Below are 25,733 nucleotides of genomic sequence, written 5' to 3' on the forward strand. Positions count from 1 at the left end.
ACCCCACCGGCCCCGCCCCGCGGCTCCGGTCCGCACCAGCAATTGGCGCCGCCCCGCGGCTCCGGTCCACACCAGCAATTGGCGCCGCCCCGCGGCTCCGGTCATCGGCGACAACCGGAGCCAGATGCGGCTCCGGTCACATCCGCCAAGGTCAGCCGGGTGTCACTGACCGTCCGGCTTGGAGACCAGCTTTTCCAGCTTCTGCTGCATGTCGGCCATCTGGCGCTTGAGCGCCTCCAGATCGTCCGTGGGCGTGGCAGCGGGTGCGGGAGTGGCCGGCGTCCCAGGGGTCGCGGCCTCGCCCTCGCCCTTGGGGAAGGGCAGGAAGATGTTGAAGGCGCGCTCGAACATTTCCATGTTCCGGCGCACATGGTCGTCGAAGCCGCCAAGGGGGGTTCCGGTCAGGGTCTTGGCCACCTGGTCGCGGAACTTTTCCTGCTCCTTGGTGAAGCTGTCGATGGACATTTCCAGGTAGCGCGGGACCATCATCTGCATGCTGTCGCCATAGAAGCGGATGATCTGCCGGAGGAAAGCAATGGGAAGCAGATTCTGCCCCTTGTTCTCCTGCTCGAAGATGATCTGCGTCAGCACAGAATGAGTAATATCGTCACCATTCTTCGCGTCAAAGACAACGAAGTCCTCGCCTTCCTTGACCATCGTGGCCAAGTCTTCCAGCGTCACGTAAGTGCTGGTGCCGGTATTGTAGAGCCGGCGATTGGCGTATTTCTTGATGGTGACTGGCTCTTGCGTCTTGGCCATTGTCCGGTCATCCGTTTCCTTGGGTTCAGGTCAGGTTAGGGGGTTTCCAGGCACAGAGCTACCCTTTTGTGCAGTGCATGTGCATCCGGTGCCCTGCAACCTCACATGGTCAAGCCGCCGTCATGCACCAGTCGTTGACATGGGTCATTGACAGGGCCGGGCTCACCAACCAACCATGCGCCTCAACGAGTGCGGCGCACGATATCAGCCGCCCGCCCGCAGGAGATCACCATGAAGGACGACGTCGTCATCGTCGGGGCTGCCCGTACCCCGGTGGGTTCGTTCAACGGAGCCCTGTCCACCCTGCCGGCCCATGCGCTCGGCGCCATCGCCATCAAGGCGGCCCTGGAGCGGGCGGGCGTTGCTCCCGATGCAGTCAGCGAAGTCATTCTGGGCCAGGTGCTCACCGCCGCCCAGGGCCAGAATCCCGGCCGCCAGGCCTCCATGGCCGCTGGCATCCCGATCGAGAGCCCGGCTTGGGAAATCAACCAGGTGTGCGGCTCGGGCCTGCGCTCCGTGGCGCTGGGCTTCCAGGCCATCCAGACCGGCGACAGCGATGTGGTCGTGGCTGGCGGCCAGGAATCCATGAGCCTGTCCGCCCATGCCGCCCACCTGCGCAACGGCCAGCGCATGGGCAATTTGGAATTCACCGACACCATGATCAAGGACGGCCTGTGGGATGCCTTCAACGGCTACCACATGGGCGTCACCGCCGAGAACGTGGCCCGCCAGTTCCAGATCACCCGCGACGAGCAGGACGCCTTCGCGGTGGCCTCCCAGAACAAGGCCGAAGAGGCCCAGAAGGCCGGCAAGTTCAAGGACGAGATCGTCCCCGTCACCATCTCCACCCGCAAGGGCGACGTGGTGGTGGACCAGGACGAATATATCCGCCACGGCGCCACCATCGACGCCATGGCCAAGCTGAAGCCCGCCTTCTCCAAGGACGGCTCCGTCACTGCCGGCAACGCCTCGGGCATCAATGACGGCGCCGCCGCCGTGGTGCTCATGAGCGCCAGCCGCGCCGCCGCCGAGGGCAAGACCCCGCTGGCGCGCATCGTCTCCTGGGCCCAGGCCGGCGTCGATCCCTCCATCATGGGCACCGGCCCCATCCCCGCCTCCCGCGCCGCCCTGGAAAAGGCCGGCTGGAGCGTGGACGACCTGGACCTGATCGAGGCCAACGAGGCCTTCGCCGCCCAGGCGCTGGCCGTGAACAAGGACCTCGGCTGGGACACCTCCAAGGTCAACGTGAACGGCGGCGCCATCGCCATCGGCCATCCCATCGGCGCCTCCGGCACCCGCATCCTGGTGACCCTGCTGCATGAAATGCAGAAGCGCGACGCCAAGAAGGGCCTCGCCACGCTGTGCATCGGCGGCGGCATGGGCATCGCCATGTGCGTCGAGCGGGACTGATTGCGTCGAGCGGGATTGATCCGCTCGACTTTGGTTGCGCGTCAGCACGACGCGCCAAACGCGCTCGAACCTCGCCGGGGCGTTTCGTAGAAGCGATCCGGGGATGGCCACATCCCCGGAGCGTGGATTGCGCGTCTTCGGCGAGGGCAGAGCCAAGACGGCAGGGAGGGTCAGATGGGGCGTGTAGCGTTGGTGACCGGCGGAACGCGCGGAATCGGCGAAGCCATTTCCGTGATGCTGAAGGACGCCGGATATAATGTGGCGGCCAATTATGCGGGCAATGACGCCGCTGCCGCCGCCTTCAAGGAGAAGACCGGCATTCCCGTCTTCAAGTGGGACGTGTCCGACTTCGAGGCCTGCAAGGCGGGCATCGCCCAGGTGGAAGCCGAGCTCGGCCCCGTCGAAGTGCTGGTGAACAATGCGGGCATCACCCGCGACGCCACCCTGCACCGCATGACGCTGGAGCAGTGGAACGCGGTCATCAACACCAACCTGAGCTCCGCCTTCAACATGTGCCGGAACGTGATCGAGGGCATGCGGGCGCGCAAGTTCGGGCGCATCGTGTGCATCTCGTCCATCAACGGTCAGAAGGGCCAGTTCGGCCAGACCAATTATTCCGCCGCCAAGGCGGGCGAGATCGGCTTCGTGAAGGCGCTGGCGCAGGAAAGCGCGGCGCTGGGCATCACCGTGAACGCCATCGCCCCCGGCTACATCGCCACCGAAATGGTGCGCGCGGTGCCCGAGGACGTGCTGAAGAAGATCATCGCCACCATCCCCGTCGGCCGCCTCGGCGAGCCGGAGGACATTGCGCGCTGCGTGAAGTTCCTGGTGGGCGACGATGCCGGCTTCATCACCGGCTCGACCCTCACCGCCAACGGCGCCCAGTACATCACCTGAGCGGTATCGCCGGATCGGCGTGGCGGGCATCCACCGCCATTTCCGCCAGAATCGGCTATCAGTGATCGGCCGGCCCCTCGGGCCGGCCGATTTCGTTCGGGCCGCAGCGTCCGGCCCCGCCCCATGGACGATCCGGCAATGACCGCCCCCACCGCCGCCCCCCGCTCCTCCCGCGCCGCCACCCGCATCGGCCTTGTGGCCATTCTGCTCTGGGCGACGCTGGCGCTCTCCACCGCCTCCACAGGCAAGGTGCCGCCCTTCCTTTTGACCGCCCTCACCTTCGGGGTCGGCGGCGCGGTCGGGCTCATCGCGGCGCTGCGCGGGCCGGGGCTGTCCGTGCTGCGGCAGCGGCCGGCGGCCTGGATCCACGGCATTGGCGGCCTGTTCGGCTACCACTTCTTCTATTTCACGGCCCTCAAGCTCGCCCCGCCGGCGGAAGCCGGGCTCATTGCCTATCTCTGGCCGCTCCTCATCGTGCTCTTCTCCGCCGCCTTGCCGGGCGGGGGTTTGAAGGCCGGGCACATTGCCGGCGCGCTGCTCGGGCTCGTCGGCACGGTGGTGCTGCTGCTGGGCAAGGGCGGGCTTTCCGGCTTCGAGATGCGCTATGCGCCGGGCTATCTGGCCGCCCTCGCCTGCGCCTTCATCTGGTCGCTCTATTCGGTGGCCTCCCGCCGCTTCGGCGATGTGCCCACCGAGGCGGTGGCGGGCTTCTGCCTCGGCACCGCCGTGCTGGCCTTCGCCTGCCACCTTCTCACCGAGCCCGCCATCTGGCCGGCGGGCATGGGCGAATGGATCGCCGTGCTGGCGCTGGGCATCGGCCCCGTGGGGGCGGCCTTCTATGCCTGGGACATCGGCATGAAGCGCGGCGACATCCGCTTTCTCGGCGTCGCCTCCTATGCGGCGCCGGTGCTCTCCACCTTGCTGCTGGTGCTGGCCGGCTTTGCCCCGGCCCATTGGACCCTGGCGCTCGCCTGCGCCCTCATCGTGGGTGGGGCGGCTCTGGCCTCCCGCTCTGGTCGACAAAATGCCTGAGCGCCAACGCGCGCTTGTCAGCGGCGGCGCGAGGTATTAGCACTCGCCGCGCCAATCCCATCCGGGCCTTTTCCACGGCCCGCACCAAGGCGCGCCGCAGTTCAGCGAAACGCCGCCACACAGGAACATGCCCATGGCCACGCACAAGCTCCTTCTTCTCCCCGGCGACGGCATCGGCCCGGAAGTCATGGCGCAGGTGAAGCGCGTCATCGCCGCCCTGGAGAGCCTCGGCCTTGCCTCCTTCGCGGTGGAAGAGGACCTGGTGGGCGGCTGCGCCTATGACGCCCATGGCGCCGCCATCTCCGAAGCCGCCATGGACAAGGCCAAGGCCGCCGATGCGGTGCTGCTCGGCGCCGTGGGCGGCCCGAAGTGGGCGAACGTGCCTTATGAGGCGCGCCCCGAGGCGGGCCTGCTGCGCCTGCGCAAGGACCTGGCCCTGTTCGCCAATCTGCGCCCGGCTTTGTGCTATCCCGCGCTCGCGGACTCTTCTTCGCTGAAGCGCGAAGTGGTCGAGGGCCTCGACATCCTGATCGTGCGCGAGCTGACCGGCGGCGTCTATTTCGGCGAGCCCAAGACCATCACCGACCTCGGCAATGGCCAGAAGCGCGCCATCGACACCCAGGTCTATGACACCTACGAGATCGAGCGCATCGGCCGCGTCGCCTTCGAGCTGGCCCGCACCCGCCGCAACAAGGTGACCTCCTCCGAGAAGCACAATGTGATGCGCTCCGGCGTGCTCTGGAAGGAAGTCATCACCGCCCTGCACGCCCGCGATTATGCGGACGTGGAGCTGGAGCATAACCTCGCCGACTCGCTGGCCATGCAGCTGGTGCGCTGGCCCAAGCAGTTCGACGTGATCGTCACCGACAATCTGTTCGGCGACATCCTCTCCGACATCGCCGCCATGCTCACCGGCTCGCTGGGCATGCTGCCCTCCGCTTCTCTGGGCGCTGTGGACGAGACCACCGGCAAGCGTGCGGCGCTCTATGAGCCCGTGCATGGCTCGGCCCCGGACATTGCCGGCAAGGGCCTCGCCAACCCCATCGCCATGATCGGCTCGCTGGCCATGGCGCTGCGCTATTCCTTCGGCCAGGGCGATGTCGCCGATCGCATCGAGGCAGCCATCGCCCAGGTGCTCGCCGACGGCAAGCGCACCGCCGACATCCGCACCGAAGGCTCCACCGTCATCGGCACGGAAGAGATGGGCTCCGCCATCATCGAGGCGCTGAAGGCCTGAGCCTTCGCCGTCCTTCGAGAGACCGCGACGGCCGGGGCCTTGCCCCGGCCGTTTGCGTTTTCAGATGCGCGGCACCACCACCAGCCGCTCCACCAGCGTGCCGCCCACCAGGTGCGACGTGACGATCTCGTCAATGTCCTCCACCGTGCGCGGCCGGTACCAGACGCCCGCCGGATAGACCACCATCAGCGGCCCCGCCTGGCAGAAGCCCAGGCACCCGGTGGCCGCCATGGCGATGTCGCGCTGGCCGGTGGCCTCCATGCGCCGGCCCAGATGCTCCCACAGCACCTTGCCCCCCGCCGCCGCGCAACTGCCGCGCGGATGGCCCTCCGGTCGCTGCTGGAAGCAGGCGAAGACGTGGTGCTTGAAGACCTGGGGAATGTCGGCGGGCGACAGGGGCGCTTCGGCGGGGGACTGGGTCATGGACGGGCCTCGGGTTCCAATGGACAAGGTTGGAACCTTTCAAAGTCCGTGCCGTCGGTGCCAGAGACCGGGCACGGCCGCATGCCCCTGCTCAATTTCAGTCGATCTGCCAAGCGGTTAGGCGTGGATGCCCGGGACGAGCCCGGGCATGACGGCGCAATTTGGGGAAGGCCGCGCCTCCCCTCCGACCGTCCTTTCCGCGCCGCATTGGCCGGAAGCCGACAGCCCCGCAACAAAAAGGGCGGGCGCGGCCCACGCCGCACCCGCCCCGTATTGGCGAAAGACCCGAAGCCTCAGGCCGCCTGACTGACCGGCGCCTCGGGGGCGAAGGTCAGGTGGCCGCCTTCGACGCCCACCTTCACCCGGGCCCCGTCCAGGATCTCGCCGCCGAGGATCTTCTCGGCCAGCGGGTCCTGCACCAGCTTCTGGATCGTCCGCTTCAGCGGGCGGGCGCCATAGGCCGGGTCGTAGCCCTTGTCGGCGAGGAAGGTCCGCGCCTCCGGGGTGAGGTCCAGGACGATCTTGCGATCCTCCAGCAGCTTGGCGAGGCGCTTCAACTGGACATCCACGATGGCGCCCATCTGCTCGCGCTTCAGCCGGTGGAACATGACGATCTCGTCGATCCGGTTGATGAATTCCGGGCGGAAGTGACGCCGCACGGCCCCCATCACCAGTTCATAGGCCTCGTCGTCCGACACCACCTTCTCGGTCTCGTGGCCGGGCAGGCCGAAGCCCACCGGCTGGCGGGGATCGGCAAGGAACTCGGCGCCGAGGTTCGAGGTCATGATGATCAGCACGTTGCGGAAGTCCACCGTGCGTCCCTGGCCGTCGGTCAGGCGCCCGTCATCGAGCACCTGGAGCAGCACGTTGAAGACGTCCGGATGGGCCTTCTCCACCTCGTCGAACAGCACCACCTGATAGGGCCGGCGCCGCACGGCTTCGGTGAGCGCACCGCCCTCGTCATAGCCCACATAGCCGGGAGGGGCGCCGATGAGCCGGCTCACCGAATGCTTCTCCATGTATTCCGACATGTCGATGCGCACCATGGCGGTCTCGTCGTCGAACAGATATTCGGCGAGCGCCTTGGTCAGCTCGGTCTTGCCGACGCCGGTCGGACCCAGGAACAGGAAGGAACCGATGGGACGGTTCGGATCCTGCAGGCCCGCCCGTGCGCGCCGCACGGCGGTGGAGACGGCAGTGACCGCCTCGTTCTGGCCGATGACGCGCTTGGCCAGCTCCAGCTCCATCTTGAGCAGCTTCTCGCGCTCGCCCTCCAGCATCTTGTCCACCGGCACGCCGGTCCAGCGCGAGACGACGCCCGCAATGTGATCGGGGGTGACGGCTTCCTGGGCCGTGCCGGAATTGCCGGTGGCCTCGATCTCGGCGAGACGCCGCTCCAGCTCGGGGATGACCGAATAGGTCAGTTCGCCCGCCTTCTGGTACTCGCCCTGGCGCTGCGCGATGGTCAGGTCGGCGCGGGCCTGGTCGAGCTTGGCCTTGAGCGTCGTGGCCTCGGAGAGCTTCTCCTTCTCCGCCTTCCAGTTGGAGGTGAGCACGGCCGCGCGCTCCTCCAGCTCCGCCAGCTCCTTTTCGAGCTTCTTCAGGCGGTCCTTGGAGGCGATGTCGGTCTCCTTCTTCAGGGCCTCCTGCTCGATCTTCAGCCGCACGATCTCGCGGTCGAGATTGTCCAGGGCCTCCGGCTTGCTGTCCACCTGCATGCGCAGGCGCGAGGCCGCCTCGTCCACCAGGTCGATGGCCTTGTCGGGCAGGAAACGGTCGGTGATGTAGCGGTTGGAGAGGGTCGCGGCCGCCACCAGCGCGCTGTCCGTGATGCGCACACCGTGATGCAGCTCATACTTCTCCTTCAGGCCGCGCAGGATGGAGACCGTGTCCTCCACCGTGGGCTCGGAGACGAAGACGGGCTGGAAGCGACGGGCCAGCGCCGCGTCCTTCTCCACATGCTTGCGATACTCGTCCAGCGTGGTGGCGCCGACGCAGTGCAGCTCGCCTCGGGCAAGCGCGGGCTTCAGCAGGTTGGACGCATCCATGGCGCCATCGGTCTTGCCGGCGCCCACCAGCGTGTGCATCTCGTCGATGAACAGGATGATGCCGCCCTCGGCCGCCTCAACCTCGGACAGGATGGACTTCAACCGCTCCTCGAACTCGCCGCGATACTTCGCGCCGGCAATGAGCGAGCCCATGTCGAGCGCCAGAAGGCTCTTATTCTTCAGGCTCTCGGGCACGTCGCCGTCCACGATGCGGCGGGCGAGGCCCTCCACGATGGCGGTCTTGCCGACGCCGGGCTCGCCGATGAGCACGGGATTGTTCTTGGTGCGCCGCGCCAGCACCTGGATGGTGCGCCGGATCTCCTCGTCGCGGCCGATGACCGGGTCGAGCTTGCCGTCGCGCGCCGCCTGGGTCAGGTCGCGGGCATACTTTTTCAGCGCGTCATAGGCGTTTTCCGCGGTGGGGGTGTCCGCGGTGCGGCCCTTGCGCAGCGCCTCGATGGCGGTGTTGAGATTCTGCGGCGTCACGCCGGCGCGCGCCAAAATCTTGCCCGCCTCGCTCTCCTTCTCGATGGCGAGGGCGAGCAGCAAACGCTCCACCGTGACATAGCCATCACCCGCCTTCTTGGCGGCCTGTTCGGCGGCCTCGAACACGCGGGCGAGCGGCTGGCTGAGATAGACCTGCCCCGTGCCGCCCTGCACCTTGGGCAGCTTCTTGAGCGCGGCTTCCACTTCCGCGCGGACCTGGGTGGAATTGCCACCGGCGCGCTGGATGAGGCCCGAGCACAGGCCTTCGGGGTCGTCGAGCAGCACCTTCAGCAGATGCTCGGGCACGAACTGCTGGTTGCCTTCGCGCACGGCGAGCGACTGGGCCGACTGCACGAAGCCGCGGGCGCGCTCGGTATAGATTTCAAAATTCATTCTGTTCTCCTCCTCGCCGCCAATCCCGCCTCCATTGAGCACGGGACGACGTTGGGATGCGGCGCCGGTTCCCGGCCGCCGCAGCGATGACGCCGTGAGGGATCACGTGCGCCGCCGCTGTGGCTCATGTGGGTGTGGCCCCACCGGAGCGGAAGGGGGGCCTTTGGCGTGCGCTGCCAATTTTTGCGTCATTGCATCCGGGCGCTTTGATGCGGATCAGTTTGCCGGCCATCAGGTCGTGGCAAAACATGGCGCGTGCCGGGCGGAAGCGGGAGCGCTGCCGACGTCCCCCACCCTCGGCGCGGTCCCTTGAGGTCCGCTCGGCACGCCGCCTGTCTGCCCCTGCCTTCCCCCCAAACTTGCCGCTGAGGCCATCGTCCTCTAAGACGCGGCAACCCTTTTGCGCGCGGGCGCGGCTCGGCGGCGCCCCTTCTTGAAGAGTCCTCCCATGGCCAGCGACACCAAACCCAAGGCACGTCTCCCGCGCGGTCTCGTGGACCGCCACGGCGCCGAGCTTTCGGCCACCCGCGCCATGCTGGAGAAGATCCGCGCCGTCTATGAGCTCTATGGCTTCGAGGCGCTGGAGACCCCGGCCATCGAATATACCGACGCGCTCGGCAAGTTCCTGCCCGACCAGGACCGGCCGAACGAGGGCGTGTTCTCGTTCCAGGACGATGACGAGCAGTGGCTCTCGCTGCGCTACGACCTCACCGCGCCGCTGGCGCGCCATGTGGCCGAGCATTTCGAGAAGCTGCCCAAGCCCTATCGCTCCTATCGCGCGGGCTATGTGTTCCGCAACGAGAAGCCCGGCCCTGGCCGCTTCCGCCAGTTCATGCAGTTCGACGCCGACACGGTGGGCGCCCCTTCGGTCGCCGCCGACGCGGAAATCTGCATGATGGCCGCCGACACGCTGGAGGCGGTGGGCATCGCGCGCGGCGACTATGTCATCAAGGTCAACAACCGCAAGGTTCTGGACGGCGTGCTGGAGGCCATCGGCCTCGGCGGGGCTGAGAATGCCGGGCGGCGGCTGACCGTGCTGCGGGCCATCGACAAGCTGGACAAGATCGGCGTTACGGGTGTCTCTCAACTGCTTGGCGAGGGTCGCCTCGACAACTCCGGGGACTTCACGAAGGGGGCACGGCTCGACGGTCCGCAGATTCTGGCTATTCAAAAGACTATTCTCGTGGGTACGCCCAAGCCGATGAACGAGGACCCTGTCACCGTTTCCGAGACTAGCTGGCTAGATCAGCTCGAACGGGATTTTTCCGATAATGAGACTGCGTCCGCAGGTGTTCGCGAGCTGCGGCAGATAGCTCAACTGTGCCGAGCCGCTGGTTACGGAGAAGACCGCATCCAAATCGACCCCTCGGTGGTGCGCGGCCTCGAATATTATACCGGCCCCGTCTATGAGGCCGAACTCACCTTCAAGGTCCAGGACGAGTATGGTCTAGCAGTCCGCTTCGGCTCGGTGGCCGGCGGCGGGCGCTATGACGGGCTGGTGGCGCGCTTCCGCGGCGAGCCGGTGCCGGCCACGGGCTTTTCCATCGGCGTCTCCCGCCTGCTGCACGCCCTCGCCCACCTGGGCAAGATGGACACGGACGCCCAAGTCGGCCCCGTGGTGGTGCTCGCCATGGACAAGGAGCCCGCCCGCATCGCCGACTATATGAAGATGGTGTCGGACCTGCGCGCCAACGGCATCCGCGCGGAAATGTATCTGGGCGGTGCCGGCATGAAGGCGCAGATGAAATATGCCGACCGGCGTGGCGCCCCGGCCGTCATCATCCAGGGCTCCAACGAGAAGGAGGCCGGCGAGGTCCAGATCAAGGATCTGGTGGAGGGCGCCAGGATCGCCGCCTCCATCGCCGACAATGCCGAATACCGCGCCGCCCGCCCCGCCCAGTTCGCGGTGAAGGAAAGCGAGCTGGTGGACGCCATTCGCGGCATCCTGGAACGCCGGGCCGCCCCGACGCTGGGCCTCGACGACTGAGAAAGCGCCAGGCGGCCCAGGCCGCCTACCCTCACCCCGGCGCGGTGCCCTTCACCTTGGCCTTCTGGCCGAGCGCCACCACGGCGATGACGAGGCCCATGAAGAGATAGGTCTCCAGGTCCGGCGCCTCGCCATTGATGGGCCAGGAGAAGACCACGATCAGGAAGGTCTGCATCAGCTGCACCTGCCCGACGCGGGCGATGCCGCCCAGCGCCATGCCCTTGTTCCAGAAGAAGAAGGCGAAGAACTGGCTGACCGCCCCCACATAGACGAGCGCCACCCAGGCTGAGGTCGGCACGGCGTCGAAATGGCCATAGGGCGCGGTGAGGAACATGCCGGGCACGGTCACCACCAGCGACACCGCCACCACCCAGCAGATCACCTCCCAGCCGGGCATGTGGCGCGACAGGCGCCCCGACACCGCATAGCCCAGGGCGCAGATGATGGCGGCGATCGCCAGCAGGCTGTCGCCCCACCCGAGCGCGGCCGCCGCTCCATTGCGCAGGGCGAACGCCATGACAAGGCCGCAGCCCAGCGCGCTGATGCCGAGGAAGGCCGGCGTCGGCCGCTCGCCGGCCACCAGCATGGCGGCGAGCGTGGTCATCAGCGGCAGGATGGCGAGCACCACGCCCGCATGCGAGGACGGCACGGTGAGGCTGCCGTAGGCCATCAGCAGCGGAAAGCCGAAGACGAGGCAGGCGGCCACCACCACGATGTCGCGAAAGCGGGCGCCGCGCGTGTGCGGCCATCGCACCCCGCGCATCACCAGGATGGAGACGCCCAGAAGCCCGGCGAGCGTGGCCCTGGCGAAAGTGAGGAAGGCGGGGTCCAGCCAGTGCACCGCATAGCGGGTGGCGGGAACGGTGACGCCGAATAGGGTCACGCCCGCGAGCCCCAACAGCAGGCCGAGGGCGACGGTCGACCGGCCAGCTTTGGCTGATGAAGGCGGGGATGCGGGCGGAAGGGAAGACGCAGACATGGAACCATCCGCCGCCCGACCTCCCCCCGCCTTGAAGGCGGGACCGTCCGAAGCGGGGGCGGCTTGCCCACGCCGGACGCCGGGGCGCGATGGACCGCGCCCTCTGTCTTGACCGGGCGGCGGGCGCCCCCCGGGTGGATCTCTTACGCCCGCCGCGCCCCAAGGATGCGGCACGGCAGGTGGGGCGGCAGGTGGGGCAGCAGGTGGCGCGGGGGCTCGGGATGCCGAGGCACCCGTCCCCGCCTCAGGATCGCCTCAGGGTTTCATGGCAGCACCGAGACAATCTAACGCGTTGCTCCGATGCATTTCTTGACCGGAAGCGGCACCCGCTTCGCACGGAAATGCTCTAGCGGCAGCGGGACATAAGGGGAAATGAATCCCTGGAATGGGAGCCATCACGGCGGACGAAGGGACGGCCCGCGCCCGCGTGCCGCAAGCTGGCCGGACGAAAAATATCTCACATTTTCAATGAATTATTCTACCCGCACCGGTCCTAGCGCGCGCGCATGCCCCCCTCTTCACATGTGGTTTCAGCCCCTTGCAGGCCCGCCTTTGCACGAGCCCCCCATGGAGCCGGCGCCCGGGCTGACGGGAGGACAACAGCAAGAAACGGGCGGGCCTGCCCTTGGTTCCAGGTCGTCCAGTGAAAAAACCCGGCCGTGTCACTTTTGCCACAAGCCCTTGCGCCGCAAGGAAAAGTAGCCCCCGCAGGCGTGAGCGGAGCAGGAAGATGCGGGGCAGGCACGGGCGCGATCTGCGCCTCCGCCCCTTAAGCCCAAGGCCGGCCGGCTTTATTTCGCCCCGCGCGGCCACTAGATTGATGGCCTATGGAACAACCGGCCGACAGAGCCGATCGGACGAGACCGCGCGATGGCAAAGCCCGTCGCCGGCATGGAGTTGTCGATGACGCAGCCGCAGCGGCCCGGTCACGAGGTCGATCCCAAGCTTTTGGAAATCCTGGTCTGTCCTTTGACCAAGGCGCCGCTCACCTATGACCGCACCCGGCAGGAACTGGTGTCTCGCGCCGCCAAGCTCGCCTTTCCCATCCGCGACGGCATCCCGATCATGCTGGCGGATGAAGCCCGGCGCCTGGACGAGAGCGAACTGAACGGCTGACGTGTGATGTTGAGCCGCCGCGCCGTCCTCGCCGCTGCCGCGGGCGGGCTGCTGCTCACCGCCTCCCGCCGCCTCGACGCCGCCCCCGCCTTTGATGTGGTGGAGGAAAACTGGCGGGTGGGCGGCTTGTCCGGCACCTTGTCCTTTGCGCGGAACGGCCCGCGCAGTTCGCCGGCGGTGCTGCTCATCGCCGGCTCCGGCCCCACCGACCGCAACGGCAACGGCCCGGGCCTTGCCACGGATCTCTACCGCCAGATCGCCCAGGGCCTGGCGGGCGCCGGCTATCGGGTGCTGCGCTATGACAAGCGGGGCGTCGGGGAAAGCCGGGCGCTGGTGCAGCGGGAAGAAGATCTGCGCTTCGACCAATATGTGGACGATGCGGCCCTGGTGCTCACCGCCCTTGCCGCCCGGCCCGACGTGGACGGCCTGCTGGCCATGGGCCACAGCGAGGGCGCAAGCGTCGCCATCCGCGCGGCGGGGCGGGTGCGGGTGGATGGGCTGGTGCTTCTGGCGGGGCCGGGGCGCCGGCTCGACGCGGTTCTTGCCGAGCAGTTCGAGGCCATGAACCTGCCGGACGCGGTGCTCGCGCGGGCGCTGTCCATCCTGCGCACGGTGGCGGCGGGGGGGCGCGTGGACAATGTGCCGCCCGCGCTCAACATGGCCTTCCGGCCGTCCGTCCAGGGGTTCCTCGCCTCCGAATGCGCCATGGACCCGGCGGCGGAGATCGGCCGGGTGCGGGCGCCCACCTTGCTGGTGCAGGGGCTGCGCGACCTCCAGGTGGGCCAGGCGGATCTGTCCGCCCTGCGGCGCGGCCGTCCCGATGCGGACGTGGTGGAGCTGGCCGAGGCCAACCATGTGTTCAAGGCCGCCCCGCCCGAGCGGGCGGGCAATTTCGCCCTCTACCGCAATGCCGCGGCGCCGCTCCATCCCGGCCTTCTGCCGGCCCTGGTGCGCTTCATCGCCGCCACGGTGTGAGGGGGTAAACGGGGCCGCTGACAAAGCCGTCACCGCCGTCTGTCCTGGCCGGGCCTCGTCCCGGCCCTCCCCGCGATCGGTCACATGCGCAGGAGCGTGGCGGCGCGGGTCAAGCCCGCTCCTGACGGCGGGGACGGCGCGTCGCTGTCGCCCCCTCAATCCTCCAGGACGACGGCATCGCCAGGGGCGATGCGCCCGCCGGTGAGCACCTTGGCATAAATGCCGCAATCGGTGTGGCCATAGGCCATGTGCAGGCCCTTCACCACGTTCAGGTCACGCTCGGCGGTGTCGGGATTGACCGAGGTGGCGGCGCAGCGCTCGGTGCGCTTCAGCACCTTCAGCCGCACCGGGCCGATGGCCAGCGTCCGCCCCACCAGCTCCAGCTCCGCGCCGGGCGCCCAGCCATCCAGATGCAAGTTCATGCGGAAGCGGATGGGATCAACCCGCGCGCACATGCGCGCCTCCAGGTCCCGCACGCTGGCGAGATTGACCAGCGAGACGAAGCCGGAGCGCAGGCTGTCGGTGAAGCGATGGCCCTCGGGCGCGGCCAGCACCTTCAGGGGCCCGCGCGCCGCCTCGCCCATGAAGGCGGTGAGAAAGGCCTCCACCTGGGCGCAGCCGTCGGCTGTGCGGAGGTCGCCGGCAACGCTGCCCTGCGCGCCGCTCAGGCTGAAGACGTGGCTGTCTTGATCGAACCGGGTCTTCAGGGCGGCGATGCGGGCATTGCGCATCAGCACCAGGAAGGCGGTCTTGTCCTTATAGGCGGGGGCTTGCGGATCGAACCCGCTGGGGCCGTTCTCCACCGCATAGAGCCGATCGCCGGGAAAGAAGCGCCCGGCCTCCAGCTCCACGTCCGTCAGGGTCTCGGCGGAAAAGCCCTTCACCGGATAGCGATGGATGGAGACAAGGCTGGCGGCAGACATGGCGGCTCCTTCGGCAGAGCCTCTCCGGTCGCACGGGCAGGAGGTGCGGTCAAGGCAAGCCGTTTTTAAGAAAAATATCCTAGACCATATTCCTATTGTCTTGGACCTCTGTTATGGTTGTCCCACCTGGCACCAAGGAGGGGCGCGTCCGGAGCGGCCTGACGGGTGGTGCCGGGGGCGGGTGTCCGACGGGACGGGGAATAACGCCCCCCGAACCGTTAGCAGAGGAGGCTGAAGGCCCAGGCGCACCGATCCGGCAGTGGTTCGGCCGGTGCTGATGGGAGAACCTGTGGCCCACGCGGCGCAGGGCCGAGGCCATAAATCCCCGCGCGGGAGCGGACGGAGCGAGGCTCCGACGTCTAACCCCTACCCAATCTGGCGCGCCGCCGCGCGCCGGCCGCTCCCGCATCCCTCCACCCTCGCCATCGGCGGGGATGTTGGTGCTGTGGGCGTCAGAGGGGCGCGCAGGGTGTTGGCGTTGTGTCCTTGCCCCCTCCCCCACCCTCCCCCGCTTTGCGGGAGAGGGGGCCTGTCCCGCTGGGGAGAGGCCGAGATGCCGACGCCGGGGCAGAGCAGAGCCACCGCCCCAGCCAAGTGCACCAAAGTCCCCTCTCCCGCAAAGCGGGGGAGGGATAGGGAGGGGGCCAAGGAGGGCCAACCCGGGAGAACAGCCGGATGTCAGCTCTTCTTCACCAGCGTGCAGGTGGAGTCCGCCAGCGGCTTGAAGGCCTCGTTACCGGGAATGGTGCGCAGGATCTTCATCAGGTCCCACTCATTCTTCGACTCCGCTGGCGCCTTGGCTTCGGCCAGATACATGTCGTGCACCATGCGGCCATCTGCCCGGATGACGCCGTTCTTGGCGAAGAAGTCATTGACCGGATTGGCCTTCATCCATTCCGAGACCTTCGCCGCATCCTCCGAGCCCACTGCCTTCACGGCATTCAGATAATGCAGGGTGGCCGAATAGGCGCCCGCCTGCACCATGGAGGGCTGGGCATTGTTGCGGGCGTAATACTTCTTGGAGAAGGCGCGGCTCTCCTCGTCGCGGTCCCAGTAGAAGCCGGTGGTGAATTTCAGGCCCTGCGCCACCTTCAGGCCCAGCGCCTTCACGTCGGTGATGAAGACCAGCATGGCGGCCAGCGACTGCCCCGCCTGGGTGATGCCGAACTCGCTGGCCTGCTTCACCGAATTGACGAAGTCGCCGCCCGCATTGGCCAGCCCGATCACCTGCGCCTTGGAGGACTGGGCCTGGAGCAGGAAGGAGGAGAAATCGGTGGTGGACAGAGGCGCGCGGGCATTGCCCAGCACCTTGCCGCCATCGGCCAGCACCACGCGGCTGGTATCGGCCTCCAGCGCATGGCCGAAGGCATAGTCGGCGGTGATGAAGAACCAGCTCTTGCCGCCCTCCTTCACGATGGCCGAGCCGGTGCCGGTGGCCAGCGCATAGGTGTCGTACACATAATGGATGCCATAGGGCATGCAGCCGGCATTGGTGAGGGCCGTGGTGGCCGAGCCCGCGCCGATGATGACGCGCTTCTTCTCGTCGCCCAGGCGGAACAGCGCCAGCGCCGAGGCGCTGTCGGTGGATTCGATGACCATGTCGACGCCGTCATTGTCGAACCAGCGCCGGGCGATGCCGGAGGTCACGTCCACCTTGTTCTGGTAGTCGGCGGAGACGACCGTGATGGGCTTGCCGTTCACCGTGCCGCCGAAATCCTCCACCGCCATCTGCACGGCCGAGACCATGCCGGGACCGCCGTGGCGGGAATAGACGCCGGTCATGTCGACGATGGCGCCGATCACCACCTTGCCGTCGGCGGCGTTCTGCGCGGCGGCCGGCAGGCTTCCAAGCGCGAGTGCGCAGGCAGCGGCGCCCACGTGTCGCAAAAGATGATGGCGCAGAAGATGTGTGGGAAACGTCACGGCTTTCCTCCTTGGGGTCCACCCTTGTTGTGGCGCGCGCTCCGCCCGGGAGAGGGGCGGGCGCACGACGGGTGGCTCTGGTTCAGCAACGGGCGTGCCAAGCGCAATTCATTGAAAAATATGAAGATTGCATGTCCTCTGCACGGACATGTGTCCGCACGGAGGTCAGTGCTGCGCCCGCGCGTGTCTTCGGCACGGACGCCGCCCATCAGGGTAAACAATCGGTTCTGCTTGCGGGAACCACAGCCATACCGCCGCGTTGTTTTGAGCGGAAGGCGTGCCTGGCGCGCCATACGACAGGGCCGGGAGGGCATGCCGCCCGACACCGGCAAAGGGATCGGAAAGGGAACTCAGATGGGCTCGTATTCCAGGATCATGCCTGCCACAACCGCCACCCCGGTTCGCATCGTGCTGGGCGCCCGCGAATGCGAGGTGACCTCCCTGAAGGAAGCCCGCGCCTTCTTCCAGGCCGAAAAGGCGGACGACCTGGCCGACTTCCTGATGGCCGATCTCGGCGACGATGCCCGCGCCCTCATCGCGCTGCGCGCCAAGCTGGACATGATGCGCGCCGCCCTCTGAGGGGCGCGCGACATCAGTCCTTCAGGGCGGCGAGAAGGCCCACCACGGCCACGTCCAGCCAGCCCACGATCATGAGACTCCCGCCAAACGGCGCGGAACCCCCGAAGAGTTTGACGCCCATCAAGGCTCGCGCCGCCAAGTCGCCCGAGAATAGAATCGTGCCGAGCGCGATGGCGAGCCCGCCCACCAGAAGCGTTGCCCGACCTCGCCCGAGGCGCGCGCACGTGGCGATGATCCCCATCAAAGCCGCGGCGTGGAACAACAGGAATTGCGCCGCCGTCATGAGCGATGCGCCCCCGGTGACGTGGGCGGACATGGCCGCGAGGGCGACGCCGCTGGCGCCGAACAGGCCGGCGAGGGCGATGACAAGGCGTGTCCAGGGCGACATGTTCCCCTCTCCAGCGGTTCGGCCCGAACGGGCGCTGCCGCGTCATAGCGCAGCCGCTTGCCGCTTCCCAGCCAGGAGCGGGACGAGCGGCTGCGTCATGACCGCCAGAGGGTGGGACGACGCGCAAAACCGGCAGATGACCTGCGGGCCTTCGCCCAAAGTCTGCCCCGTCCCTGCCTTGTGGCCGTCGAGGCTGCTCCCCATAATCCAGCCAAGTTCGCGCGGCCCTCAAAGGCCGCGCCCCGGATCCAGGGCCTCTACCCCGCATCCGGCGCAAGGAGCGATGACCCGCACGGGCGCTGTCATATGACGGCCGCGAAGGCGTCGCTAAACACGAAGCGCTTGCAGCGCGCTGCAAGGGGGAGACGAAGCCGATGTCCGACAAGATCTATGAGGTCCCCGCCGATTGGAGCCAGCGCTCCTATGTGGACCGGGACGAGTACCAGGCGCTCTACAACCTGTCCGTCCAGCACCCCGACCAGTTCTGGGGCGAGCACGGCAAGCGCATCCACTGGTTCGAGCCCTACACCAAGGTGAAGAACACCTCCTTCACCCCCGGCAGCGTCTCCATCAAATGGTTCGAGGACGGCGTCACCAACGTCGCCTATAATTGCGTCGACCGGCACCTGCCCCATCGCGCCGACCAGGTGGCGATCATCTGGGAAGGGGACGACCCCTCCGAGAGCCGCAAGATCACCTATCAAGAGCTGCACGACGAGGTGAATCGCTTCGCCAACGTGCTGCGCAACCGCGACGTCCAGAAGGGCGACCGAGTCACCATCTATCTGCCCATGATCCCCGAAGCCGCCTTCGCCATGCTGGCCTGCGCGCGGCTCGGCGCCATCCATTCGGTGGTGTTCGGCGGCTTCTCGCCCGATAGCCTCGCCGGCCGTATCGCCGATTGCGGCTCCAAATGCGTCATCACCGCCGATGAAGGCCTGCGCGGCGGCCGCAAGGTGCCGCTGAAGGCCAATGTGGACGCGGCCATCGCCCATGTGGACGGCGGGGTGGACCATGTGATCGTGGTGCGCCGCACCGGCGGCAAGGTGAACATGGAGCCGGGCCGCGACGTCTGGTACCACGAGGCGGCGGATCTGGTGACCACCGACTGCCCGGCCGAACCCATGAACGCGGAAGACCCGCTGTTCATCCTCTATACGTCCGGCTCCACCGGCAAGCCGAAGGGTGTGCTCCACACCACGGGCGGCTATCTGGTCTATGCCTCCATGACCCACCATTACGTCTTCGATTATCACGAGGGCGACGTCTATTGGTGCACGGCGGACGTGGGCTGGGTGACCGGCCACTCCTACATTCTCTACGGTCCGCTCGCCAACGGCGCGACCACGCTGATGTTCGAGGGCATTCCCAACTACCCGTCCGTCTCCCGCTTCTGGGAGGTGATCGACAAGCACCAGGTGAACATCTTCTACACCGCGCCCACCGCCATCCGCTCGCTGATGCAGGCGGGCGAGGAGCCGGTGAAGAAGACCTCGCGCGCCTCCCTGCGGCTGCTCGGCTCGGTGGGCGAGCCCATCAACCCGGAAGCCTGGGAATGGTATCACCGCGTGGTGGGCGAGAACCGCTGCCCCATCGTCGACACTTGGTGGCAGACCGAGACCGGCGGCATCCTCATCAGCCCCCTGCCCGGCGCGACGGCGCTGAAGCCGGGCTCCGCCACCTTGCCCTTCTTCGGCGTGAAGCCGGAAGTGGTGGATGCGGCCGGCGTGGTGCTGGAAGGCGCCACCGAAGGCAATCTCGTCATCGCCGACAGCTGGCCGGGCCAGATGCGCACGGTCTATGGCGACCATGAGCGCTTCGAGCAGACCTATTTCTCGGCCTATCCGGGCAAGTATTTCACCGGCGACGGCTGCCGGCGCGATGCGGACGGCTACTACTGGATCACCGGCCGCGTGGACGATGTCATCAACGTCTCCGGCCATCGCATGGGCACCGCCGAGGTGGAAAGCGCCCTGGTCGCCCACCCGAAGGTCTCCGAGGCAGCGGTCGTCGGCTTCCCGCACGACATCAAGGGCCAGGGCATTTATGCCTATGTGACCTTGATGGCCGGCGAGCAGCCCACCGAGGAATTGCGCAAGGAACTGGTCGCCTGGGTGCGCAAGGAGATCGGCCCCATCGCCTCTCCCGACCTCATCCAGTTCGCCCCCGGCCTGCCCAAGACCCGCTCGGGCAAGATCATGCGCCGCATCCTGCGCAAGATCGCCGAGGACCAGTTCGAGAATCTCGGCGACACTTCCACCCTGGCCGACCCTGGCGTGGTGGAAGACCTCGTCCACAACCGCCAGAACAAGCGCAGCGCCGCCTGATGGGAAATCCCCTGGCGCCGGCTTCGGCTGGCGCCAGGGCGTTAAGACGGAGAGAATGGCGGGGACGGTCGCATGTCTGGGTCAGGCCGGCCGCACCAGCTTCAAGCCAGAGACGGGCGGCGCCGAACGCCCCATGGGCCTGCCTCACATGGCGTCGATGCCGACCGCAAGGTCACGCAGGGATGACACGACGGGAAAGCCATAGCCCTTGTCGTGGTCATAGACGCGCAATCGCCCCTCGCGGTGGTATGTCGTGGTGTAAATGTCCGCCGCGATAATTTGCAAAGCTGACATGAGGGCTTGAAGCGCATCGACGCCCGCGCCCTCTCTCTTCACGGGTCCGTCCGGCCAGTCGATCTCATACCGACACGACCAAGCCGTGCCGACAGGAACCTGGAGCTGCACCGGCTGGAAAACGCGGATGTCGAACGCCCGCTCGCCCTTGCGGGTCTTCAGATAGAGGCGATGCGTCAGCACCAACATGATGAGCCTCAGTAGTTCAGTGGTGGAATCGGCCTGCCCTGCAAACCCTTTCTTAGCCTCAAACTTTCTTGCTGATGGCAGGGAGAGAACCAACAATTTTACAATCAAGTATCCCCCTTCGACGCATCTCTTCCCAAGCTGCCTCAACAGCCTTTGACGGTCGCGTCAAATGGCGTCCACACCCACGAGAAGATCTTGCAAGGATGAGGCGACCGGGAAGCCGTAGCCTTCTTCGGTCTCATAGGCGCGAAGCTTTCCTTCGCGGTGATATGTCGTCGAGTAGATTTCGGCACCGACCATCTTCAAAGCCGACATGAGCGCCTGAAGGGCGTCGAAGCCGAAGCCCTCGCTCTTTACGGGCCCGTCCGGCCAGTCGATCTCGTAGCGGCACGACCAAGCCGTGCCGACAGGAACCTGGAGCTGCGCCGGCTGAAAAACGCGGATGTCGAACGCCCGCTCGCCCTTGCGGGTCTTCAGATAGAGGCGATGCGTCAGCACCAACATGACGGCCCCTCATAGTCCATGGCGGAGAAGGCGGCACAACCGTGTGGGCGACCCGTGGAGCAACCTTACCGCGAAAGCCAACCCGCCCATAGGCCTTGCTCCTCAGGCCGATAATGGCCAAACAAGCCGAACCTCGAAACACCCGGCCGCGGCGCCGTCCTCTTGACCTCTGCCATATGAGATGTTATTCCTATCATTATGGATGACAGGGAGCATTTTGACAGGGAGGCGGCGTCCCATCGGTTTCAAAGGGGCACACCGCCCCCACGCCAGGGGAGGCAGCCGTTCCCAATGCTTGCTCAGGGTCACGCGAGGCGCTTCCACCCCAGTGAACGCATCACATTCCCGCCCTCCCGAGCACACTCACAATCTACATGCCTTGCTCGTCAATTCATCCCAGAGCACGCGCCATACCGGAAATAGGGTTTCGCTCCGTCAAGGCCCATGCTAATTTTCCGTGAAATGCGCTAATTCGCATGAACGAGATGTAATTGGAGAGCCCATGCTGAACCGCCGCACCTTCCTCGCGCTCACCGCTGCCGCTTCGGCGGCGATGCCGCGCCTTGCATTCGCGCAGCAGGGGCCGAACTCCATCCTCAATGTCTCCTATGACATCTCCCGTGAGCTCTACACCGCGGTGAATGAGGGCTTCGTGCCGCTGTGGAAACAGAAGTCCGGGCAGCAGATCACCGTCAACCAGAGCCATGCCGGCTCCTCGCGCCAGGCCCGCGCCATCATCGAGGGGCTGGAGGGCGACGTGGTGACCTTCAACCAGGAGTTGGACGTGGAGGTGCTGGCCAAGGCCGGCTACGTGGCCAAGGACTGGAAGAAGAAGTTCCCCAACAATGCCTCGCCCTATTATTCCTTCCCCGCCTTCCTGGTGCGGGCGGGCAACCCCAAGGGCATCAAGGACTGGAGCGATCTGGTGCGGGATGACGTGAAGGTCATCTTCCCCAATCCGAAGACCTCCGGCAACGCCCGCTATACCTATCTGGCCGCCTACGCCTACGCGCTGGAGCAGAACAAGGGCGATGTGGCCAAGACCGATGCCTTCGTGAAGAAGCTGCTCTCCAACGTGCCGGTATTCGACACCGGCGGGCGCGCCGCCACAACCACCTTCGTGGAGCGCGAGACCGGCGACGTGCTGGTGACTTTCGAGGCCGAGACCCGGGTGATCCAGGATCTCTACAAGGACAAGAAGCTCCAGACCGTGGTGCCCTCCGTCAGCCTCCAGGGCGATTTCCCCGTGGCGGTGGTGGACAAGGTCGTGGACAAGCGCGGCTCGCGGGCGGTGGCCACCGCCTACCTGGAATTCCTGTATTCGCCGGAAGGCCAGACCATCCTCGCCAAGGGCTATAATCGCGTGCTGGACCCCAAGGTCGCCGCCGAGTTCAAGGACCAGTTCCCCGCCATCCGCCTGTTGACGGTGGATGCGGTGTTCGGCGGCTGGGAGAAGGTGCAGGCGGAGCAGTTCGCCTCCGGCGGCAAGCTGGACCAGCTTTTTACCGGCCGCTGAGCCGGCCGGCGGCGCGTCCGCCAGAAGGTGTGAGCCACAGGAGGGGCGGCCCAGCGGCCGCTCCTTTTGTTTTGGAGACCTCCTCCCTGGAGCGGCGGATCTCCAGATGCGACGAAGCCCCGGCCCTTGCGGACCGAGGCTCCGTCTTCCCCTCTTTTATCTCTTAGCCGGAAGCCCGGCGAACCCTGAGGCGGCCGACCCCAAAGGGCCGGCGCCGGAGAAAGGGCGGAGCCGGAAAGCCCCGCCCGATCCATCAGCTGTGATAGGCGCGCTCGCCGTGCTCGGTGATGTCGAGACCCTCGCGCTCCTTCTCCACCGAGACGCGCAGGCCGACGACCGCGTTGACGATGAAGAAGATGATGGCGGAGCCGACACCCGACCAGACGAGGGTCACGAGCACGCCCTTGATCTGCGCCAGCACCTGGGTGGCCATGCTGTACTCGGCGACCGCACCGGTGGTGTAGTCGTAGATGCCGGTGCCGCCGAGCGCCGGGCTCACCACGATGCCCGTGGCGATGGCGCCGAAGATGCCGCCGACGCCGTGCACGCCGAACACGTCGAGCGAGTCATCGTAGCCGAAGGCGTTCTTCACGGTGGTGCAGAAGAAGAAGCAGATGACGCCGACCACAAGGCCGGAGACCAGAGCACCCATGATGCCGGCGAAGCCCGCCATGGGGGTCACGGCCACGAGGCCGGCCACCGCGCCGGACACCACGCCCAGCATGGAAGGCTTACCCTTGGCCAGCCATTCCACAACCATCCAGGAGAGGGCGGCGGCGCAGGTGGCGATGAAGGTGTTCATCATGGCCAGGGCGGTCAGGCCGTTGGCTTCCAGGTTGGAGCCGGCATTGAAGCCGAACCAGCCGACCCACAGCAGGCCGGCGCCGACCAGGGTGAGGGTCAGGGAGTGGGGCGAGAGGGCTTCCTTGCCGTAGCCCGTGCGCTTGCCGATGATGATGCAGCCCACGAGAGCGGCGATACCGGCATTGATGTGCACCACGGTGCCGCCGGCGAAGTCGATGGCGCCGAGCTTGTAGAGATAGCCGGCGTCAGCGAGGACGGCGTCCAGCGCTTCCTGGGCGGCGGTCTTGGCAGCGCCGTCAGCTGCGGCGGCCAGAGCCTTGGCGGCAGCATCCACCGCGTCCGGGCCGGCCCAATACCACACCATGTGAGCCATAGGAAAATAGATGAACGTGACCCAGAGCGGCACGAACAGCACGATGGCCGAGAACTTCACGCGCTCTGCGAAGGCGCCGAAGATCAGGGCGGGGGTAATCATGGCGAAGGTCATCTGGAAGGCGACGAACACCAGCTCGGGAATGGCCACGCCCACCGAGAAGGTCGCACCGGCCGACTCGACGGTCACGCCGTGGAGGAAGGCCTTGGAGAAGCCGCCGATGAAATCGGAGCCGCCGGTGAAGGCCAGCGAATAGCCGTACAGCACCCAGATAATGCCCACGACGCAGACGGTGTAGAACACCTGCATCAGCACCGACAGCATGTTCTTGGCGCGCACCAGGCCGCCATAGAACAGGGCGAGGCCCGGGACCGACATCATCAGAACCAGGAGCGAGGACACCAGCATCCAGGTGGTGTCGCCCTTGTTGATGGGCGGTACGGCCGCGGCAGCGGCGGGAGCGGCATCGGCACCGGGCGTCGCGGTCTGCGCCAGCACCGGCAGGGCAATGGCCGCTGCGGTCAGGAGGGTTGGCAGTCCCACACGGGACCAGGTCTTGAGCGACATGGAAAAGGGCTCCGTGAAATGAGGAAGGTCAGAGCGCGTCGGCGTCGGTCTCGCCGGTGCGAATGCGCACGGCGTGGTCGATCTGGAAGACAAAGATCTTCCCGTCGCCGATCTGGCCGGTCTTGGCCGCGGCGGAGATCGCTTCCACGACCTTGGCCACCTGATCGGAAGACACCGCCACCTCGATCTTCAGCTTCGGCAGGAAGCTGACGGCGTATTCGGCGCCGCGGTAGATCTCGGTATGGCCCTTCTGGCGGCCGTATCCCTTCACCTCGGTCACGGTCAGTCCGTGAACGCCGATACCGGTGAGGGCGTCACGCACCTCCTCCAGCTTGAATGGCTTGATAATCGCCATGACGATCTTCATGGATCGGTCCCTGTCCCCGTGATGCCCACCCGCCAGAAAGCGGCCAAAGGCGTTTTCTTCCCGGCTGTGCCATGCGGGACGGGGAAATATCCGCGCACGGCGACCTAGCCTGCACAGGACTGAATCAAGGAACGTGCCAATCCTGTAGAGTCAGGCGGGGGGCGTGCTTATTTTCTCGCCAGAAGACCTGCCGTCGCGGCATCGCCCCCGCGTTGCCCAAATGTTAGCCCATAAATTAGGCAATGAGCACAACAAAACGCCAATCCACTTCGCTATTGCGAAACGGGGCGCATCAGACCCTCCTGCGCTGCGGAAGCCACCAGCACGCCATCGCGCGTGTAAAGCTCGCCGCGGCAGAAGCCGCGCGCGCCAAAGGCGGCCGGGCTCTCCTGGACGTAGAGCAGCCATTCGTCCGCGCGGAACGGCCGGTGGAACCACAGCGCATGGTCGAGGCTTGCCACCTGAAGGTCCCGGTCGAACACGCTGCGGCCATGGGGCAGCAGCGCGGCCTGAAGGAGAGACAGGTCGGAGGCATAGGCCAGCACCGCCTGGTTCAGCGGCAGATCCTGCGGCAACGGAGCGCGGGTGCGGATCCACAGGCTGGGCCGCGCCGTATCCCCTGCATGACCGCTATAGGGCGCATCGAAGCCGGTGGGCTTCACCTCCAGGGGCCGGAGCGCCATCCAGTCCCGCTTGGAGGCATTGGGAAAACGGGCGATCAGTTTCTCCCGCCAGACATCGTCGGAGGGCAGGTCCTCGGGCATGGGCACGTCGGGCATGCGACCCTGGTGCATCAACCCGCTTTCCTCTCCCTGGAACGACACCGACATGGAGAAAATGGCCCGTCCCCGCTGGATGGCGACCACGCGCCGGGTGGTGAAGCTGCGTCCATCGCGGATGCGGTCCACCTCGAACACGATGGGCACGGTGGGATCGCCCGCCAGGAGAAAATAGGCGTGCAGGGAATGGGCGATGCGGTCGGGATCGACGGTGCGCTGGGCAGCGATTAAGGATTGTGCGATCACCTGCCCGCCGAAGATACGGCCGCCCGCCGCACTGACGCTGCGACCCCGGAACAGGTTGATCTCCAGGGGCTCGAGATCAAGGATGCCCAGCAGGGTCTCCACATCGCTGGACGGGCGGGCGGCGGGATCGGTGGCGGGAGTGTCCATGGTGGGGTCGCTCGTTGAGGCGGTTCCGGCAAGGGTACGGAGCGGCGCCTGAGGATCGGTTCGCG

22 protein-coding genes are annotated in these 25,733 nt (G+C 66.7%); 10 read left to right on the forward strand and 12 right to left on the reverse strand.

Going from position 1 to position 25,733, the window contains the following annotated elements; all coding sequences use genetic code 11:
* Nucleotides 1-162 precede the first annotated feature (162 nt).
* Complete coding sequence (gene phaR, locus ACT54L_RS02575) at nucleotides 163-759, reverse strand: polyhydroxyalkanoate synthesis repressor PhaR (RefSeq protein ID WP_476083967.1); 597 nt, start codon at nucleotides 757-759, stop codon at nucleotides 163-165.
* A gap of 231 nt (nucleotides 760-990) precedes the next feature.
* On the opposite strand from phaR, the gene ACT54L_RS02580 reads away from it, so the two are divergent.
* From ACT54L_RS02580 to leuB, 4 genes are all read left to right on the forward strand, one after another.
* Nucleotides 991-2,169: an acetyl-CoA C-acetyltransferase gene (locus ACT54L_RS02580; RefSeq protein ID WP_476083968.1), complete on the forward strand. Its 1,179-nt coding sequence runs from the start codon at nucleotides 991-993 to the stop codon at nucleotides 2,167-2,169.
* Nucleotides 2,170-2,343: 174 nt separating this feature from the next.
* On the forward strand, nucleotides 2,344-3,066 hold the full coding sequence (gene phbB / locus ACT54L_RS02585; RefSeq protein ID WP_476083969.1) for an acetoacetyl-CoA reductase: 723 nt from the start codon (nucleotides 2,344-2,346) through the stop codon (nucleotides 3,064-3,066).
* A gap of 138 nt (nucleotides 3,067-3,204) precedes the next feature.
* A complete protein-coding gene (gene yddG, locus ACT54L_RS02590) occupies nucleotides 3,205-4,098 on the forward strand; it encodes an aromatic amino acid exporter YddG (RefSeq protein ID WP_476083970.1) in 894 nt (297 codons plus the stop codon).
* A 133-nt stretch (nucleotides 4,099-4,231) separates the two neighbouring features.
* Entirely contained in the window at nucleotides 4,232-5,335 is a 1,104-nt protein-coding gene (gene leuB, locus ACT54L_RS02595) for a 3-isopropylmalate dehydrogenase (protein WP_476083971.1), read from the forward strand.
* Between the two features lie 60 nt (nucleotides 5,336-5,395).
* Here leuB and ACT54L_RS02600 read toward each other — a convergent pair whose 3' ends face one another.
* Nucleotides 5,396-5,758, reverse strand: coding sequence for a (2Fe-2S) ferredoxin domain-containing protein (locus tag ACT54L_RS02600; RefSeq protein ID WP_476083972.1), 363 nt, complete (start codon nucleotides 5,756-5,758; stop codon nucleotides 5,396-5,398).
* A 293-nt stretch (nucleotides 5,759-6,051) separates the two neighbouring features.
* Nucleotides 6,052-8,685: an ATP-dependent chaperone ClpB gene (clpB, locus tag ACT54L_RS02605; protein ID WP_476083973.1), complete on the reverse strand. Its 2,634-nt coding sequence runs from the start codon at nucleotides 8,683-8,685 to the stop codon at nucleotides 6,052-6,054.
* A 448-nt stretch (nucleotides 8,686-9,133) separates the two neighbouring features.
* Here clpB and hisS point away from each other — a divergent pair, with 448 nt between their 5' ends.
* Nucleotides 9,134-10,672 carry a histidine--tRNA ligase gene (hisS, locus tag ACT54L_RS02610; protein ID WP_476083974.1) on the forward strand — a complete coding sequence of 513 codons (1,539 nt, stop codon included), beginning with the start codon at nucleotides 9,134-9,136 and terminating at the stop codon, nucleotides 10,670-10,672.
* A gap of 31 nt (nucleotides 10,673-10,703) precedes the next feature.
* Here hisS and ACT54L_RS02615 read toward each other — a convergent pair whose 3' ends face one another.
* Nucleotides 10,704-11,651 (reverse strand): DMT family transporter, encoded by a 948-nt coding sequence (locus tag ACT54L_RS02615; protein WP_476083975.1) that lies wholly within the window; start codon nucleotides 11,649-11,651, stop codon nucleotides 10,704-10,706.
* 903 nt (nucleotides 11,652-12,554) lie between these two features.
* Here ACT54L_RS02615 and ACT54L_RS02620 point away from each other — a divergent pair.
* Together ACT54L_RS02620 and ACT54L_RS02625 are read left to right on the forward strand one after the other, a co-directional pair.
* Nucleotides 12,555-12,767 (forward strand): Trm112 family protein, encoded by a 213-nt coding sequence (locus ACT54L_RS02620; RefSeq protein ID WP_476083976.1) that lies wholly within the window; start codon nucleotides 12,555-12,557, stop codon nucleotides 12,765-12,767.
* Nucleotides 12,768-12,773: 6 nt separating this feature from the next.
* A complete protein-coding gene (locus ACT54L_RS02625; RefSeq protein ID WP_476083977.1) occupies nucleotides 12,774-13,742 on the forward strand; it encodes an alpha/beta hydrolase in 969 nt (322 codons plus the stop codon).
* Nucleotides 13,743-13,897: 155 nt separating this feature from the next.
* On the opposite strand, the gene ACT54L_RS02630 is transcribed toward ACT54L_RS02625, so the two are convergent.
* Together ACT54L_RS02630 and ACT54L_RS02635 are read right to left on the reverse strand one after the other, a co-directional pair.
* On the reverse strand, nucleotides 13,898-14,665 hold the full coding sequence (locus ACT54L_RS02630; protein WP_476083978.1) for an MOSC domain-containing protein: 768 nt from the start codon (nucleotides 14,663-14,665) through the stop codon (nucleotides 13,898-13,900).
* Between the two features lie 678 nt (nucleotides 14,666-15,343).
* Nucleotides 15,344-16,588: an ABC transporter substrate-binding protein gene (locus ACT54L_RS02635; RefSeq protein ID WP_476083979.1), complete on the reverse strand. Its 1,245-nt coding sequence runs from the start codon at nucleotides 16,586-16,588 to the stop codon at nucleotides 15,344-15,346.
* A gap of 354 nt (nucleotides 16,589-16,942) precedes the next feature.
* On the opposite strand from ACT54L_RS02635, the gene ACT54L_RS02640 reads away from it, so the two are divergent.
* Nucleotides 16,943-17,167, forward strand: coding sequence for a hypothetical protein (locus ACT54L_RS02640; protein ID WP_476083980.1), 225 nt, complete (start codon nucleotides 16,943-16,945; stop codon nucleotides 17,165-17,167).
* Between the two features lie 13 nt (nucleotides 17,168-17,180).
* Here the strand turns inward: ACT54L_RS02640 and ACT54L_RS02645 are convergent, their stop codons facing one another.
* Nucleotides 17,181-17,555, reverse strand: a complete 375-nt coding sequence (locus ACT54L_RS02645; RefSeq protein ID WP_476083981.1) for a DUF423 domain-containing protein — start codon at nucleotides 17,553-17,555, stop codon at nucleotides 17,181-17,183.
* Between the two features lie 374 nt (nucleotides 17,556-17,929).
* Between ACT54L_RS02645 and acs the strand changes: the two genes are divergently transcribed.
* Entirely contained in the window at nucleotides 17,930-19,882 is a 1,953-nt protein-coding gene (acs, locus tag ACT54L_RS02650; RefSeq protein ID WP_476083982.1) for an acetate--CoA ligase, read from the forward strand.
* Nucleotides 19,883-20,026: 144 nt separating this feature from the next.
* Here the strand turns inward: acs and ACT54L_RS02655 are convergent, their stop codons facing one another.
* Entirely contained in the window at nucleotides 20,027-20,365 is a 339-nt protein-coding gene (locus ACT54L_RS02655; protein WP_476083983.1) for a DUF6968 family protein, read from the reverse strand.
* Between the two features lie 165 nt (nucleotides 20,366-20,530).
* The gene (locus tag ACT54L_RS02660) at nucleotides 20,531-20,869 is read right to left on the reverse strand and encodes a DUF6968 family protein (RefSeq protein WP_476083984.1); all 339 of its coding nucleotides are present in this window, start codon (nucleotides 20,867-20,869) and stop codon (nucleotides 20,531-20,533) included.
* Between the two features lie 502 nt (nucleotides 20,870-21,371).
* Here ACT54L_RS02660 and ACT54L_RS02665 point away from each other — a divergent pair.
* Nucleotides 21,372-22,385 carry a sulfate ABC transporter substrate-binding protein gene (locus ACT54L_RS02665; RefSeq protein WP_476083985.1) on the forward strand — a complete coding sequence of 338 codons (1,014 nt, stop codon included), beginning with the start codon at nucleotides 21,372-21,374 and terminating at the stop codon, nucleotides 22,383-22,385.
* Nucleotides 22,386-22,638: 253 nt separating this feature from the next.
* On the opposite strand, the gene ACT54L_RS02670 is transcribed toward ACT54L_RS02665, so the two are convergent.
* The 3 genes from ACT54L_RS02670 to ACT54L_RS02680 form a co-directional block, all read right to left on the reverse strand.
* Complete coding sequence (locus tag ACT54L_RS02670) at nucleotides 22,639-24,129, reverse strand: ammonium transporter (protein WP_476083986.1); 1,491 nt, start codon at nucleotides 24,127-24,129, stop codon at nucleotides 22,639-22,641.
* Between the two features lie 28 nt (nucleotides 24,130-24,157).
* The gene (locus tag ACT54L_RS02675) at nucleotides 24,158-24,496 is read right to left on the reverse strand and encodes a P-II family nitrogen regulator (protein WP_209101364.1); all 339 of its coding nucleotides are present in this window, start codon (nucleotides 24,494-24,496) and stop codon (nucleotides 24,158-24,160) included.
* A 272-nt stretch (nucleotides 24,497-24,768) separates the two neighbouring features.
* Nucleotides 24,769-25,668, reverse strand: a complete 900-nt coding sequence (locus ACT54L_RS02680; protein ID WP_476083987.1) for an acyl-CoA thioesterase — start codon at nucleotides 25,666-25,668, stop codon at nucleotides 24,769-24,771.
* Nucleotides 25,669-25,733 lie beyond the last annotated feature (65 nt).

The organism is Aquabacter sp. DMC10 (assembly GCF_056314145.1).